Consider the following 16,331-nt stretch of genomic DNA (forward strand, 5'->3'; position numbering starts at 1 on the left):
ACATGAACATGTACGATGTTACTGCCCCAATTTTTGAAGGAATGCCTGTGTATAAAAATAAGCCGGAAAAACAACCGAAGCTAATGACCGTTACGAACGATTACGTCACCGAATCGCGTATTGATATGGATGTGCATACAGGTACGCATATTGACGCACCGCTTCATATGGTAAAAGACGGTGAAACGTTCGAAACGATCCCGCTTGAAAAACTTGTCGGCTACTGCAAAGTATTAGACGTGACAAACGTCGATGATCGAATTACAAAAGAAGATCTCATTCATTTTGACATTCAAGAGAACGATTTTATCTTATTCAAAACGAAAAACTCGTTCGACGACGCTTTTAACTTTGAATTTATTTACGTTGCCGAAGATACGGCAGCGTACTTAGCCGAAAAACGTATTCGAGGTGTTGGTATCGACGCGCTTGGCGTCGAGCGCAATCAAACAGGACACCCGACGCATAAAACGCTGTTTAGCCATGGCATTATCATTATCGAAGGGCTTCGGCTAAAAGACGTCCCAGCAGGCGAATATTGGATGGTCGCCGCTCCTCTTAAACTCGTCGGCACTGACGCTGCTCCAGCGCGCGTATTATTGTTTGAACAATAATAAACACCCCCTAGAGTCTCTTGCTCTAGGGGGTTCGTTTTATTTCAGCCATTCCGTATGGAACACGCCTTCTTTGTCGATGCGCTCGTATGTGTGGGCACCGAAGTAGTCGCGCTGGGCTTGGATTAAGTTCGCTGGCAACGTGTCCATTCGGTAGCTGTCGTAGTATGCTAGTGCGCTTGCGAACGCCGGAACCGGGATGCCGCGCATCGCTGCCGTTGCAACGATTTCGCGAAGCGATTGTTGATAGTTTTCAACGATGTCTTTAAAGTATGGGTCTAGCAATAAGTTAGAAAGCGATGGGTCGCGGTCGTACGCTTCCTTAATTTTTTGTAAAAATTGCGCACGAATGATGCAACCGCCGCGGAAAATCATCGCGATATTGCCATATTGCAAATTCCAGTTGTATTCTTCCGATGCAGCCTTCATTTGCGCAAAGCCTTGAGCGTATGAGCAAATTTTGCTCATGTAAAGCGCGCGGCGCACAGCTTCGATAAAATGCGCGCGATCGCCTTCGTACGGCTTCACAGCTGGTCCTGCTAATAACTTGCTCGCTTTCACCCGCTCTTCTTTCATCGCCGAAATAAAGCGAGCGAATACCGACTCGGTAATGATCGGAAGCGGAACACCTAGATCAAGCGCGTTTTGGCTCGTCCATTTTCCTGTTCCTTTTTGCCCTGCTTTGTCTAAAATGACATCAACAAGCGGCTTGCCCGTTTCTTCATCGATTTTTGTGAAAATGTCCGCTGTAATTTCAATTAAATAGCTGTCTAATTCCCCTTTATTCCATTCCGCAAACACTTCATGAAGCTCTTGGGCATTTAATCCGAGCACATGTTTTAATAAAAAGTATGCCTCGGCAATTAATTGCATGTCGCCATATTCAATTCCGTTATGCACCATTTTTACGTAATGACCTGCACCGTCTGGACCGATGTATGTCGTGCATGGCTCACCGTCGACTTTTGCCGCAATTGCTTCGAAAATCGGACGAACGAGTTCATGCGCCTCTTTTTGTCCACCAGGCATAATTGAAGGACCTTTTAATGCCCCTTCTTCTCCACCTGAAACACCTGTGCCGATGAAATGAATGCCTAGTTCCGCAAGTTCTTTATTGCGGCGCTGCGTATCTTTAAAATACGTATTGCCGCCATCGATGACGATATCGCCTTTTTCTAAATACGGCTTTAGTTGTTCGATTGTTGCGTCTGTCGCGGCACCTGCTTTTACCATTAATAAAATTTTGCGCGGCTTCTCAAGCGCGTGAACAAACTCTTCAATGCTGTATGTACCAACGATGTTTTTTCCTTCTGCTTCCTTTACAAACTCATCTGTTTTTTCACGCGAACGGTTATACACAGCAACGGAATATCCACGGCTTTCAATGTTGAGCGCCAAGTTTTTTCCCATGACTGCTAAACCGATCACACCAATTTGTTGTTTCGCCATAGTAAACGTTCCTTTCTATATTTTGATTGTTCAAAAAAGAACATACCACAATCGTCTTTTCTCGTTCAAGTGTTCTGTCTCTCATTCTTTATATGTTCTTTAATGATGTTTACTCCTTCTAAATGATTAAACAATATCGTAGGATCGATGACTGTAATGAGCCGATCAGGCAAATTAGCAATACCGATAAAATACGGCGTCCGCTGATAAGCAAGCATATGAACTTGCTTCATCATATCAGGCGGGATGTCGATAATTTCTTTTGCATCATCAACAATAAAAGATACATATACATCGTCCGCCTGAACGACGAGCAAGCGCGTTTTTTCCGTCTCCGTATATGGACGGCGATATAAAATTTGCGACGTATCAAGCACAGGAACGAGCTCGCCACGAATGCGCACAACGCCAAGCATGTACGAAGGCATGCCTGGAATGATCGTTGGAAAGCTCATTTTTTCAATGGATACGACGTGTTCAACCGGGATGGCATATTGCTCATTAGAAAGTTGAAACACGACAACTTTATTCATCGTCTCACCCCTTTGCAGCCACTTCCTCAATAATAGCGATGACCATTTCCGTTGTTTTGACAAGTTCTTCAATTGGCATACGTTCATTTGTTGTATGAATGTCTTCATAACCGATCGCTAAGTTAACAGTTGGAATGCCAAAACCGGCAATAATATTTGCATCGCTTCCCCCACCGCTGCGCAACAACTCGTGCGGACGACCAATTTTTTCGGCGGCTCGTTTTGCCACTTCAACGACATGATCTCCGTCACCAAATTTAAATCCTGGGTACATTACTTCGACGTGAACATCTGCTCGGCCGCCCATTTCCTCCGCTACCCGTTCGAACGCTTCTTTCATTTTTGCCACTTGCGCTTCCATTTTTTCTGGAACGAGCGAACGTGCCTCCGCTAAAATATCGACGCGATCGCAAACGATATTCGTCTGCGTTCCCCCTTCAAAACGACCGATATTTGCGGTTGTTTCTTCATCGATGCGACCGAGCGGCATTTGGGCGATCGCTTTTGCGGCAATTGTAATCGCCGATACGCCACGCTCTGGAGCTACACCGGCGTGAGCCGTTTTTCCGTGAATAGTCACCTTTAACTTCGCCTGTGTCGGAGCAGCAACGATAATTTGTCCGACTTTTCCATCGCTATCTAGTGCATATCCGAATTTGGCTTGAATAAGCGATCGGTCGAGCGCCTTCGCGCCGACAAGCCCAGACTCTTCACCGACCGTAATTACAAATTGAATAAGCCCATGAGCGATATGTTGTTCTTTTAGCACACGAATGGCTTCAAACATCGCAGCAAGCCCAGCTTTATCGTCTGCCCCTAAAATCGTTGTCCCATCTGTAACGACGTACCCATCTTGAATAGATGGCTTCACTCCTTTTCCAGGGACGACTGTATCCATATGGGATGTAAAGTAAATCGGATCTACCCCTTCTTTTGTCGCAGGCAATGTACAAATTAAATTTCCTGCCCCATGCCCTGTTTGCGCTGTCGTATCATCTTCAACGACGTGCAAACCGAGCGCTTCAAACTTTGTTTTTAATACATCCGCAATATGACGCTCATATTTCGTCTCTGAATCAATTTGCACGAGCTCTAGAAATTCATTGACTAAACGCTGCTCATTGATCATGTAGCATCCTCCTATGTATATACTCACTTTAAGTATAACGGATTTTTATATCGTTTGCGAAACGTACGATTTTTTTAAAAACATATATACCGCCAAAAATATGGCGGTATAATTTATAATGGAATATTCCCATGTTTCTTTTTCGGACGTTCTTCATGTTTATGGCGAAGCATATCGAGCGCTTGAATGAGCTTAATTCTCGTGTCGCGTGGGTCAATAACGTCATCGACCATCCCGTATTTTGCTGCGACATACGGATTGGCGAACTTGTCGCGATATTCTTCGATTTTTTGCGCCCGTGTCTCTTCTGGATTTGGGCTGTTTTCGATTTCACTAGCGAAAATAATGTTCGCTGCCCCTTGTGGCCCCATCACAGCAATTTCTGCATTTGGCCATGCGTATACGACATCTGCCCCGATTGATTTGCTATTTAATGCGACATATGCCCCACCATAAGCTTTTCGTAAAATGACCGTAATTTTTGGCACCGTAGCCTCGGAATACGCATATAAAATTTTCGCCCCGTGACGAATGATGCCGCCGTGCTCTTGTTTGACGCCAGGGAAAAAGCCAGTCACATCTTCAAACGTAACAATCGGAATGTTAAACGAGTCGCAAAAACGAATAAATCGTGCTGCCTTATCGGACGAGTCGATATCTAGTCCACCTGCCATAAACTTCGGCTGATTACATACAAGCCCGATCACTTCCCCTTTTACGCGAGCAAAACCAACAACGATGTTTTTCGCAAAGTCTTTTTGCACTTCCATAAACGATCCTTCATCAACGACTTGCAACACGACGTTACGCACATCATACGGTCTAACCGCATCAATCGGAATCGCGTCAGCTAAATCAGGACGATCGTCATCATCATTGACGACAGGCATAGACGGCGGTTTTTCTTGGCAATTTTGTGGGAGATAACTTAACAGTCTGCGCACTTGAGCAAGTACGTCTTCTTCCGTCGCACCTGAAAAATGAGCGTTCCCGCTAATGGTATTATGTACGCGCGCACCACCTAAATCTTCAGCGCTAATTTTTTCTCCTGTTACTGTTTCAATCACTTTCGGTCCAGTAATAAACATTTGGCTCGTTTTTTCGACCATGAATACAAAATCAGTGATCGCTGGTGAATAGACAGCACCGCCTGCGCACGGACCCATAATGACCGAAATTTGTGGAACAACACCGGAATAAATGGCATTACGGTAAAAAATGTGCCCGTAGCCATCGAGCGACAATACCCCTTCTTGAATGCGCGCACCACCAGAATCGTTTAATCCGATAATGGGGGCGCCTGTTTTCGCCGCTAAATCCATAATATTCGCAATTTTTTTTGCGTGCATTTCTCCAAGCGCGCCACCAAACACGGTAAAATCTTGCGAAAACACAAATACCGTTCGCCCATCTATTTTTCCGTATCCTGTGACAACGCCGTCACCTGGTCCCTTTTTCCCGGCTAATCCGAAATCCGTGCAACGATGCTCGATAAACGGATTTAATTCAACGAACGTTCCTTCATCCAACAAAAGATCAATGCGCTCCCTTGCTGTTAATTTCCCTTTCGCGTGCTGCTTGGCGATTTTATCGTCGCCGCCACCGAGTTCAATTTCACGCCGGCGGTCATATAGCTCATTAATTTTATCATACATATCCATTATTGCCCGCCCTCTCTTTCACAAAGCTCGTACAATACTCCGTGAGCGGACTTTGGATGCATGAAGGCGATAAGCGCCCCTCCCGCTCCGCGTTTTGGTTGCTCATGAATCATGCGAATGCCATCGTTTTTTAATTCATGAATACGCTGTTCAATATGATCAACACCGAGCGCGACATGATGAATACCTTCCCCTCTTTTTTCAATAAAAGAAGCAATTGGACTATGTTCAGAAAGCGGCTCAAGCAGCTCAATTTTCACGTCGCCAACTTTTAAAAATGCGACCCTCACTTGTTCCGATTCGACTGTTTCAATGCCGACGCAAGGCAACCCGAGCGTATCCGTATAAAACGGCAACGCCTCATCTAATGACCTCACAGCAATACCAATATGATCGACCTTTTTTACTTCCATAAGCCCCAACCCCTTTGTTGTTTTCCGTTGAAAACCACCCTAATATTTCGACAACTTTTTTCGTTTTTCCTTCTTTTTTCGCATGTTTTCGTGCTTGTTTGTTAAACAACATGTTTGTACAATAAGAAACAAGAGGTGAAAAAAATGCATTCAAAAAAAGTGCAAAAAATTGTCGTCTATTTAATGCTCGGTTCGATGCTTTTAACATCGTTACTTGCAGGATTAAGCATGTGGATATAGAACAAGCTGACCATTTTCGGCCAGCTTGTTCTATTTAAGTGCCCCATACTTCTTACCGAGCTGTTGAAATGATTCACTTGTTTTCACGATCGCGACCTTCGTTCCGAGCGGCACGTTTAGGTATAGCGCTTCGACATCTCGATTATGCATGCGTACACATCCTTCTGTAATATACTTTCCAATCGATGACGGCCGATTCGTCCCATGAATGCCGTATGTTCGGCCGTCCGTCCCACGCGCATCAAACCCAATCCATCGCGTGCCAAGTGGGTTATTCGGTGCCCCTCCCGGAATGTTTTTTTTTCGATAGTACGGATTTACCGCCTTTACCGTAACCGTAAATAATCCTTCTGGTGTGAGCGCATTCGTCTTTCCTGTCGCTACCGGATATATGCGCTCAATTTTCCCGTTACGAATAAAAGCAAGTTTGTTCGTTTGTTTGTTGACAATAATCATCGGATCACCAACGCGCGGATTGTCTCCAAGCGGCCAAAGTGGCGAAATAAGGAGAAGTAAAGCAAACAAAATCGGCATGATCTCACCCTTTTTCAATTATTTTGCATCAAAAAAGGGGAGTCATACCGTCACAATTGACTTTTAATCATTAAATATTGCTCCATTTCTTTTACAAAATGTAAAAGGGCAGCCCGTTCTTCAAATTCTTCACGCGTTTTTGGAAGCGGCATTTGTTGAAACTGTTTCTTCATCGCTTCCAGCTGCTGAATAAAACATTCAGCTGTATTTCCCGGGTGAATTGCATCGCTTAGTTCATCAATAAAATCGGCAATCATATTGCGCTGTTCGACCGTGTACGTCATTGAGCTAATAAGCGGCAACATGCGCTCAATAATTTCAAACTGTTTCTCGCGCATTCGAAAATACCGATAATAATAATCTTCATTGCGCAAAAAATGATTTTCGATATTTTGCAACGCAAGCGCCTTCGCCTGCTTTAACGTATCGCCCACTAACGCAATTTCTTTTCCGTCCCATAAGCTTTCATTCGTACGTAAATAATGGACAATTTCTTTAAAAATGATACGGAATAAATCTTCTACAATGCGTTGATACTCTTTTAAATCTTTTTCGACACTTGGCATGTACATATTCACAAGCAGTGCGATGCCAATGCCAATAACAATGAGCATTAGTTCATTATATAAAAGTTGCCACGTCATCGCTTTAGCCATATATACGTGCAAAATAATAACTGCACTCGTCGCAATTCCTTCAGTCACTTTCCATGAGACGGTCGTTGGAATAAAAAATAAAAGCAATAAAGCAATGGAGAGCGGATGATAACCAAGTCCTTCAAAAAACAAAAACGAAAACAGCAATCCGATTAAACATGCGATCAAGCGAGCACGCGCTGTTTGTAACGACTTTTTTTTCGTCACTTGGATACAAAGCAGCGTAATGATACCAGCGGAAGCGAAATTCTCAAGGTGCAACGACTGAGCAATAGCAATTGCAGCTGCTGTTCCAATAGCTGTTTTCGTTGTTCTGTATCCAATTTTTAACATATATATCACACTCCGCCCCCATTATAACACATTCCACATAAAAAGTGCCCATCACGGACACCTTTTACGTTTGTTCATATAGGCGAATGAGTTGTTGAGCAGCCATCGTAACTGGTTGCTTTCCTTCCATCACTTCTTGTTCAATATTCGGTAGCTGCTGTTGAACAGCGGGATGATGAAAAAAGCGAATGTGTAAATAATCTTTGATCATCGTATGCAACCAATCTTTCATCTGTTCTTTTCTTCTTTCGGCAAACACGCCAGACTGTTTTGTCGTCCGCACAAACTGTTCAATCGCTTCCCAAATTTGCTCAATTCCTTCACCATAGAGCGAAGAACATGTATATGCTTTCGTTTCCCATCCTTTCGTCGCATGACGTAAGTAATGTAAAATTTGGTTATATTCTTCTTTCGCTAGCTCCGCTTTTGCTTTATTATCTCCATCTGCTTTATTAATAACAATTGCGTCGACAAGCTCCATCATTCCTTTTTTCATTCCTTGTAATTCATCACCAGCGCCCGTTAAAGCGAGCAATAGGAAAAAATCAACCATGCCACGCACTGCAACTTCACTTTGTCCAACACCGACCGTCTCAACAATGATAATGTCATAGCCTGCCGCTTCACAAAGCAACATCGTCTCGCGCGTTTTTCGATGCACACCTCCGAGCGTTCCCCCAGATGGCGACGGGCGAATGAACGCACGCGGATGGCGCGCTAAATTTTCCATCCGCGTTTTATCGCCAAGAATGCTCCCTCCTGTCAGGGAGCTGCTCGGATCGACTGCTAACACTGCAACACGATGACCTTTGTCGCATAAAAATTGTCCAAATGCTTCGATAAACGTGCTTTTTCCCGCACCTGGAACGCCGGTAATTCCAATGCGAATCGACTGTCCTACATGCGGGAGAAGTTCATGCAATATGCGCTGAGCCTTTTCTGTATGCTTTGCGGCATGACTTTCAATGAGGGTGATCGCTTGCGCTAAAATGGTACGGTCGTTGTTTAATACACCTGTCACATATTCCTCAACCGAACGTTCTTTTCGTTTCACCCATCGTCTCCCGTGATCTCCCTCTTTCATACATGCTTGTCGGTCATCGGTCCGTTCTCGTCTGGATGTTCGCTCCTCGCTCATTCGCTCACTTCCTCATAACCGAGTCGTTCATAAATTTCCTGCAACACTTTTTGGGCAGCAACCGGGATAATGGTACCTGGTCCAAAAATGGCTGCAGCTCCATGTTCATATAAAAATTCATAGTCTTGCGGTGGAATGACACCACCAACGACGACAATAATATCTTCGCGTCCAAGTTTTCGCAACTCCTCAACGAGCTGCGGCAATAATGTTTTATGTCCTGCTGCAAGAGAGCTGATTCCAACGACGTGCACATCGTTTTCAACTGCTTGTCGCGCCGTCTCTTCCGGTGTTTGAAAGAGCGGGCCAATATCGACGTCAAATCCTAAATCTGCAAAGGCGGTTGCAATTACTTTAGCACCGCGGTCATGACCATCTTGTCCCATTTTCGCAATTAAAATACGCGGACGTCTTCCTTCTAATTCATAAAATTCATCGGTCATTTTTTTGACGCGTGCAATTTCTTCCTCGTTCGTAAACTCCGCGCTATATACGCCGCTTACGGAGCGAATAACCGCTCGATGTCGCCCTGCTACTTTTTCGATCGCATCTGAAATTTCACCTAACGTAGCGCGGGCACGCGCTGCCTCGATCGCTAGTTCAAGCAAGTTTCCTTCGCCTGTTTCCGCTGCTTTCGTAATCGCTTGCAACGCTTGTTGGACACGCCCTTCATCACGCGATGCACGCAATTGTTTTAGCTTTTCAATTTGCCGTTCCCGAACAGCTGTATTATCAACTTCTAAAATGTCAATCGGCGCTTGTTTTTCCGGACGATATTTATTTACTCCGATGATCGTTTCTGCCCCGGAATCAATTCTCGCTTGCCGTCTTGCTGCCGCTTCCTCAATACGCATTTTTGGCAATCCTGTTTCAATCGCTTTCGCCATGCCACCTAAGTTTTCGATTTCCTCAATGTGCGCCCATGCGCGCTTCATCAATTCATTCGTCAACGTTTCCACATAATACGAGCCTGCCCATGGGTCAATGACTTGGCAAATGCCTGTTTCCTCTTGTAAATAAAGCTGCGTGTTGCGAGCGATACGCGCTGAGAAATCTGTCGGTAATGCAATCGCCTCGTCAAGCGCGTTCGTATGAAGCGACTGCGTATGTCCCATCGCCGCCGCATGCGCTTCTAAACATGTGCGCACAACGTTGTTAAACGGATCTTGCTCCGTTAAGCTCCAGCCAGACGTTTGCGAATGCGTCCGAAGAGCGAGCGATTTTGGATTTTTCGGATGAAACGTTTTCATCATTTTCGCCCAAATGACGCGCGCTGCACGCATTTTTGCTACTTCCATAAAATAGTTCATACCGATCGCCCAGAAAAACGACAGGCGCGGAGCAAACGAATCAATATCGATGCCTGCTTTTAAGCCTGTGCGCACATATTCTAGCCCGTCAGCGAGCGTGTAAGCGAGCTCAATGTCCGCCGGCGCACCAGCTTCTTGCATATGGTATCCAGAAATGCTAATGCTGTTGAACTTCGGCATATGTTTTGACGTATACGCAAAAATATCAGCAATGATGCGCATCGACATATCCGGTGGATAAATGTACGTATTGCGAACCATGTATTCTTTTAAAATGTCATTTTGAATCGTTCCGGATAGCTGCTCTTGTCTAACTCCTTGTTCTTCAGCCGTCACAATATAAAACGCCATAATCGGCAATACCGCTCCATTCATCGTCATCGATACGGACATTTGATCAAGCGGAATACCGTCGAACAACGTTTTCATATCTAATATAGAATCGATCGCAACACCTGCCTTTCCGACATCGCCGACGACGCGCGGATGATCGGAATCGTAGCCGCGGTGCGTTGCTAAGTCAAACGCCACCGAAAGACCTTTTTGTCCCATCGCTAAATTGCGGCGATAAAACGCGTTGCTTTCCTCAGCCGTTGAAAAACCGGCATATTGGCGGATCGTCCAAGGTCGGTTCACGTACATGGACGGGTACGGTCCGCGCAAATACGGTGGAATGCCTGGCATATAGTCAAGAAAATCAAGATCCGCAATATCTTCTTTCGTATATAGCGGCTTAATTGCAATTTGCTCATTCGTTTGAAATACGAGGTCATCTAATGTCGCCTGTACGTTTCGTTCGATCGCTTCTTTCCACGTTTGTTCATCGACTTGCTTTCCATATTGTAGCGGTCGATTAATAAAATGTATTTTCGTCATCCACGTTCACCCCCATCTCTTTCATAAACGCCAAGATCGTATCATAGCAATTTGAACCGATATGAATATACCCGTCGACGCCTGCTTCCGTAAACGTTACCTCAACATCCGGTGACGGTTTTCCTGCGACATATATGCGAACATCGGTTTTTCCCATTTTTACTTGACGCACAATATGCGGAACGGCATCTACATAATCATCATCTGTCCCGCAAATGATATAATGCGTTCCGTTTGTTTGCAGCACTCCATTTACCGCTTCCTCTACCGTCATATAGCCGTCATTTTTTATGACTGCAAAACCACCTGCTTCAAAAAAGCCGGTAATAAAGTCAGCGCGTACTTTATGTTTTGGAATCGCCCCGAGATTGACGAGATGTACAGTTGGACGCTGACCGCTTGTTTCTTCATGGCGTTCCGACGCTTGACGAAGCTGTTCAAATGGCTCAGATAGACGCCATTGGCGAATCGGTGAAACGGTAATAGCCGGGCTTTCATTTTCACCTATAACATGTTGAGCGATCGCTCGACGTTGAACGAATGCAAGCGCGTCTTCCATCGTTTTCACATCTACGTACATATGCGTTTTTCCATAAGGGGTATATACATGCTTCGGCGCTGGCGGTTCTGTCAGATTGGCGTATACGTTCGTGCCGACGATTTTTTCTTTTCTTCTTTTCACATGTTGTTCGCGTTGTTTCGCGATGTTTTCAATTTCCGTTTGCACAAATCCGCGTTGAAGCGCGCTTGTCATCCCGCCTTGTGCTTCGATTTGTTGGAATAGCTTCCACGCCTGTTCGGCAACTTGCGCAGTTAACGTTTCAACGTAATATGAACCGCCTGCTGGATCGATCACTTTCCCCATATGCGCTTCTTCCCGCAAAATGAGCTGTGTGTTTCGAGCGATGCGCGCTGCCAATTCATCTTCTGTTGCAAACGGTTCGTTAAATGGGGAAACGTGAAGGCTGTCTACTCCACCGACAATCGCCGCAAACGCTTCTGTCGTTGCACGAAGCATGTTCACGTACGGATCGTATACCGTCTTCGTGAAATACGATGTGCATGCATGAACAAAAAGTTTTTGTGATTGTTCGCTCCCGCCAAATGCTTGCACGATATTTGTCCAAATGAGCCGCGCTGCCCTTAGCTTTGCAATCTCCATGAAGAAATGCGATCCGACAGGGAAAGAAAAATCGATGCGTTGCGCAACTTCATCAATCGTCAATCCGCGTTCGAGACATTCGTTTATATATTCAACGGCCGTCGCAAACGCAAAGGCAAGCTGTTGAATGGCGTTGCCTCCTCCATTATGATACGGATCGGCATGGATGATAATCGTTTTCACATGCGGCATATGCATTGTTGCCCATTTCGTCACATCCGCCATTGTATCGTATAAATGAGCAAGTGGCACCGGAAGCTTTCCTGTTATTGCAAGGGTGCCAAGTGGATCCATGCCAATCGTTCCGCTTATGCGGTCAAGCGGTTGTCCACTTTCCTTTATATACTCGACCAATAACGGAAAAAACGGAAAGGAACATGCTCCTGTATCGATTCGAAGAGAGTAGTCTTCTAAACATATATTTGAAAACATTGCTCCAACTTGTTCGAGCGTTTGAACGGAAAAGTTTAACTTTGGCAATACGACATGAATTTCGGTCTGTCCACGTTCAAGCTGCTGTTTTATGAGCGCATTCCATCGTTCAGGTGTCGAAGCTGCACATTGTTGGCTCACTTCCCATCCTTTTTTTATGTACCCCTCTGCTTTTGTTCCGCGCACATAAGAAGGGAAGCCTGGGTATTGTTCAACATGCGCACCTTCTAAATCGGCACGTGTGTAAATTGGTTTTAGTTGAATATGCTCATATGTCGTGGAGTATAGTTGATCGATCGGTTTCCCTTTTAACGATCGCTCCACTTCTTGTTTCCATTCATCATAGCTCGGAATCGGAAACGATACTTGTTTCATTGTAGCACCCATCCCCCTTTGTTTTTAAAACGCTTTCTTTTCATATTTTTGAAAATATTCGTTACATTTTTATTGTAGTATATCGGTGTAAGGAAGAAAAGAAAAATCGTTTATATCAAAAAGAGGATAACGAACCGTTACCCTCTTTTTGATATTAATAGATCGGCGTATTTTCTTTTGTTACATGCTCTAAAATTTCTTTGACACGCGCTAGGAAACGACCGCAAATTAAGCCGTCGAGCACGCGATGATCGAGCGATAAGCAAAGGTTAACCATGTCGCGAATAGCGATCATACCATCTTTCACGACAGGGCGTTTGACGATCGATTCCACTTGCAAAATCGCTGCTTGCGGATAGTTAATGATGCCCATCGACTGCACTGAACCGAACGAACCTGTGTTGTTGACAGTGAATGTACCGCCTTGCATATCTTCTGGGCGGAGTTTACCAGCCCGCACTTTCGCTGCTAATTCAGCAATTTCACGCGCAATACCTTTAATCGATTTTTCATCAGCATGTTTAATGACTGGTACAAATAAAGCATCATCTGTCGCTACAGCAATCGAAATGTTAATATCTTTCTTTTGAACGATTTTATCTCCTGCCCACATCGAGTTCATTTGTGGGAATTCTTTTAATGCTTGCGCGACTGCTTTTACAAAAAACGCAAAATACGTTAAGTTAAAGCCTTCACGCTTTTTAAACTCGTCTTTAATTGAATCGCGATAAGCAACTAAGTTTGTCACATCGACTTCTACCATCGTCCATGCATGTGGAGCTTCGTGCTTGCTGCGAAGCATGTTCGTCGCAATCGCTTTCCGAACCGGTGTAACTGGAATTTCAATATCGCCCGGTTGAACGTTAGGCGCAGCGGCTTGTTTTGGTGCTGCCGCAACAGGAGCTTCCGCTTTTGGTGCTTCTTGCACCGATTGCACAGACGCTTGCGCTTGAACCGGAGCTGTTGACGCTTGACTTGGCGTTGGGATGTTGCCGGATTCAATCAATTTCAACAAGTCTTTGCGCGTAATGCGTCCGCCCATGCCTGTTCCTTGTACTTGTTCAAGGTCGATGTTGTGCTCTTGGGCAAGGCGAAGAACGGCTGGCGAATAGCGGCCTTTTTCTCCCGCTGGTTTTTTCGGCGCTGCTGCTTGTGCTGGCACTGCCGGCGCTTCCGTTTTCGGTGCTTCTTCTCGTTTCGTTTCCGCCGTTTCTGTGCCTTCTCCTTCAACTTCAATCGTACAAATGACAGCACCAACCGGCAACGTTTCCCCTTCTTTTGCGATAATTTCTTTAATGACACCAGCAAATGAAGATGGGATTTCCGCATTTACTTTATCTGTCATCACTTCCGCAAGCGGATCGTATTTGTTCACACGAGTGCCAACCGATACGAGCCATTGGCTAATCGTTCCTTCCGTTACACTTTCACCAAGCTGTGGCATTGTAATTTTCTCAATCGCCATCGTGACTCCTCCTTAAAACTGCGCCAATTCGCGCATTGCCTTTTCGACTTTATCTGGATTGACCATAAAGAATTTTTCCATCGTTGGTGCATATGGCATAGCCGGAACATCTGGACCAGCTAGTCGCATAATCGGTGCGTCTAAGTCGAACAAGCAATGTTCGGCAATGATGGCAGCAACTTCGCTCATGACGCTTCCTTCTTTATTGTCTTCTGTCACAAGCAACACTTTTCCTGTTTTGCTTGCGGCTTCAATAATCGCCTCTTTATCGAGCGGATATACAGTACGCAAATCTAAAATGTGTGCAGAAATGCCTTCTTGCGCCAATTTTTCAGCAGCTTGTAGCGCGAAATGAACACATAAACCGTACGTAATGACTGTGATGTCTTCTCCTTCACGTTTGACATCTGCTTTACCAATCGGCAGCACATAATCGTCTGTCGGCACTTCTCCTTTGATGAGACGATATGCTCGCTTATGTTCAAAAAATAAAACTGGATCTTCATCGCGAATGGCCGCTTTTAATAATCCTTTCACGTCGTATGGGGTAGATGGCATAACAATTTTTAGTCCCGGTTGATTCGCAAAAATCGCTTCAACAGATTGAGAATGGTATAACGCCCCGTGAACGCCACCGCCGTACGGCGCACGAATGACAATCGGACAATTCCAATCGTTATTTGAACGATAACGAATGCGCGCCGCTTCCGAAATGATTTGGTTTACAGCCGGCATGATAAAATCGGCAAATTGAATTTCAGCAATTGGACGTAATCCGTACATAGCTGCGCCAATGCCGACACCAACGATTGCAGATTCCGCAAGCGGCGTATCGATGACGCGCTCTTCGCCAAATTGATCATACAGTCCTTGCGTCGCTTTAAATACGCCACCTTTTTTTCCGACATCTTCCCCAAGTACGAATACGCGCGGGTCACGTTCCATTTCTTCGCGAATCGCCATCGTAACGGCATCGATATATGAAATGACAGGCATGTTTATTCCTCCTCTGCGTACACGTATTTCAACGCATGCTCTGGTTGTGCATATGGTGCTTTTTCCGCGTAGTCTGTCGCTTCGTTCACTTGCTTCATGACGCGATCGAGAATTTCTTTTTCCAGTTCATCCGTTAATACGCCTACTTCTTTTAAGTAGTTCGCAAATAAGTAAATTGGATCTTTTGCTTTCGCTTCAGCAATTTCTTCTGGCGTACGATACGCGCGATCATCATCGTCTGATGAATGAGCGGTTAGACGATAAGCGACCGTTTCAATTAACGTTGGCCCTTCGCCGCGCCGCGCACGGTCTGCCGCTTCTTTCACGACGCGATATACTTCAAGCGGATCCGTACCGTCAACTGTATATCCCGGCATACCATAACCAATCGCACGATCTGATACTTTTTCACAAGCGAGTTGTTTTTCGATTGGAACCGAAATGGCGTATTTATTGTTTTCGCACATGAAAATGACAGGCAGCTTATGAACGCCAGCAAAATTTGCTCCTTCATGGAAGTCGCCCTGGTTTGACGACCCTTCACCAAATGTCACGAACGACACAAAATCTTTCTTCTCCATTTTCGCCGCTAGCGCAATACCAACGGCATGTGGCACTTGCGTTGTCACAGGAGAAGAACCGGTGACAATTCGATTTTTCTTCTTCCCGAAATGCCCAGGCATTTGACGTCCGCCAGAGTTTGGATCTTCCGCTTTTGCAAATGCCGAAAGCATCAATTCAGTCGGTGTCATACCGAACGTTAAGACGACGCCCATGTCGCGGTAATATGGCAATACGTAGTCTTTCGTGCGATCTAAAGCGAACGCTGCTCCTACTTGCGCCGCTTCTTGTCCTTGACAAGAAATGACAAATGGAATTTTACCTGCGCGGTTTAGTAGCCACATCCGTTCGTCAATTTTACGCGCTAATACCATTGTTTCATACATTTGCAAAACGGTTTCATCGCTTAAACCGAGTTGTTTATGACGATTTTCCGCCATCATTCATTCCTCCT

At 45.1% G+C, this 16,331-nt stretch carries 15 protein-coding genes; 2 read left to right on the forward strand and 13 right to left on the reverse strand.

Going from position 1 to position 16,331, the window contains the following annotated elements; genetic code table 11:
- The first annotated feature begins 2 nt into the window (after positions 1–2).
- Positions 3–614: a cyclase family protein gene (locus K1I44_RS00950; protein WP_219985000.1), complete on the forward strand. Its 612-nt coding sequence runs from the start codon at positions 3–5 to the stop codon at positions 612–614.
- Between the two features lie 39 nt (positions 615–653).
- Here K1I44_RS00950 and gndA read toward each other — a convergent pair whose 3' ends face one another.
- From gndA to mce, 5 genes are all read right to left on the reverse strand, one after another.
- On the reverse strand, positions 654–2,063 hold the full coding sequence (gene gndA, locus K1I44_RS00955; RefSeq protein ID WP_192953992.1) for an NADP-dependent phosphogluconate dehydrogenase: 1,410 nt from the start codon (positions 2,061–2,063) through the stop codon (positions 654–656).
- A gap of 65 nt (positions 2,064–2,128) precedes the next feature.
- Complete coding sequence (locus K1I44_RS00960) at positions 2,129–2,596, reverse strand: chemotaxis protein CheW (protein ID WP_003394227.1); 468 nt, start codon at positions 2,594–2,596, stop codon at positions 2,129–2,131.
- A gap of 4 nt (positions 2,597–2,600) precedes the next feature.
- On the reverse strand, positions 2,601–3,725 hold the full coding sequence (locus K1I44_RS00965) for a M20/M25/M40 family metallo-hydrolase (protein ID WP_219985001.1): 1,125 nt from the start codon (positions 3,723–3,725) through the stop codon (positions 2,601–2,603).
- A 113-nt stretch (positions 3,726–3,838) separates the two neighbouring features.
- Positions 3,839–5,389 (reverse strand): acyl-CoA carboxylase subunit beta, encoded by a 1,551-nt coding sequence (locus K1I44_RS00970; protein WP_035044604.1) that lies wholly within the window; start codon positions 5,387–5,389, stop codon positions 3,839–3,841.
- A complete protein-coding gene (gene mce, locus K1I44_RS00975) occupies positions 5,386–5,799 on the reverse strand; it encodes a methylmalonyl-CoA epimerase (protein WP_003394218.1) in 414 nt (137 codons plus the stop codon). The genes K1I44_RS00970 and mce overlap by 4 nt, the downstream gene beginning before the upstream one ends.
- A gap of 144 nt (positions 5,800–5,943) precedes the next feature.
- On the opposite strand from mce, the gene prli42 reads away from it, so the two are divergent.
- The gene (gene prli42, locus K1I44_RS00980) at positions 5,944–6,039 is read left to right on the forward strand and encodes a stressosome-associated protein Prli42 (RefSeq protein ID WP_009373849.1); all 96 of its coding nucleotides are present in this window, start codon (positions 5,944–5,946) and stop codon (positions 6,037–6,039) included.
- Positions 6,040–6,069: 30 nt separating this feature from the next.
- On the opposite strand, the gene K1I44_RS00985 is transcribed toward prli42, so the two are convergent.
- From K1I44_RS00985 to K1I44_RS01020, 8 genes are all read right to left on the reverse strand, one after another.
- On the reverse strand, positions 6,070–6,573 hold the full coding sequence (locus tag K1I44_RS00985) for a L,D-transpeptidase (RefSeq protein WP_219985002.1): 504 nt from the start codon (positions 6,571–6,573) through the stop codon (positions 6,070–6,072).
- A 50-nt stretch (positions 6,574–6,623) separates the two neighbouring features.
- On the reverse strand, positions 6,624–7,562 hold the full coding sequence (locus tag K1I44_RS00990) for an aromatic acid exporter family protein (protein ID WP_219985003.1): 939 nt from the start codon (positions 7,560–7,562) through the stop codon (positions 6,624–6,626).
- A 64-nt stretch (positions 7,563–7,626) separates the two neighbouring features.
- On the reverse strand, positions 7,627–8,700 hold the full coding sequence (meaB, locus tag K1I44_RS00995) for a methylmalonyl Co-A mutase-associated GTPase MeaB (RefSeq protein ID WP_003394208.1): 1,074 nt from the start codon (positions 8,698–8,700) through the stop codon (positions 7,627–7,629).
- Complete coding sequence (gene scpA, locus K1I44_RS01000; protein WP_219985004.1) at positions 8,697–10,886, reverse strand: methylmalonyl-CoA mutase; 2,190 nt, start codon at positions 10,884–10,886, stop codon at positions 8,697–8,699. Before scpA ends, meaB begins: the two co-directional genes overlap by 4 nt.
- Entirely contained in the window at positions 10,864–12,855 is a 1,992-nt protein-coding gene (locus K1I44_RS01005; protein WP_219985121.1) for a methylmalonyl-CoA mutase family protein, read from the reverse strand. The genes scpA and K1I44_RS01005 overlap by 23 nt, the downstream gene beginning before the upstream one ends.
- 154 nt (positions 12,856–13,009) lie before the next feature.
- Positions 13,010–14,320 carry a dihydrolipoamide acetyltransferase family protein gene (locus tag K1I44_RS01010; protein WP_219985005.1) on the reverse strand — a complete coding sequence of 437 codons (1,311 nt, stop codon included), beginning with the start codon at positions 14,318–14,320 and terminating at the stop codon, positions 13,010–13,012.
- A gap of 12 nt (positions 14,321–14,332) precedes the next feature.
- Positions 14,333–15,316 carry an alpha-ketoacid dehydrogenase subunit beta gene (locus K1I44_RS01015; protein ID WP_003394199.1) on the reverse strand — a complete coding sequence of 328 codons (984 nt, stop codon included), beginning with the start codon at positions 15,314–15,316 and terminating at the stop codon, positions 14,333–14,335.
- Positions 15,317–15,318: 2 nt separating this feature from the next.
- On the reverse strand, positions 15,319–16,317 hold the full coding sequence (locus K1I44_RS01020; protein ID WP_003394191.1) for a thiamine pyrophosphate-dependent dehydrogenase E1 component subunit alpha: 999 nt from the start codon (positions 16,315–16,317) through the stop codon (positions 15,319–15,321).
- Between the last annotated feature and the right edge of the window lie 14 nt (positions 16,318–16,331).

This window comes from Anoxybacillus sp. ST4, assembly GCF_019448545.1.
Classification (GTDB): domain Bacteria; phylum Bacillota; class Bacilli; order Bacillales; family Anoxybacillaceae; genus Anoxybacillus; species Anoxybacillus pushchinoensis.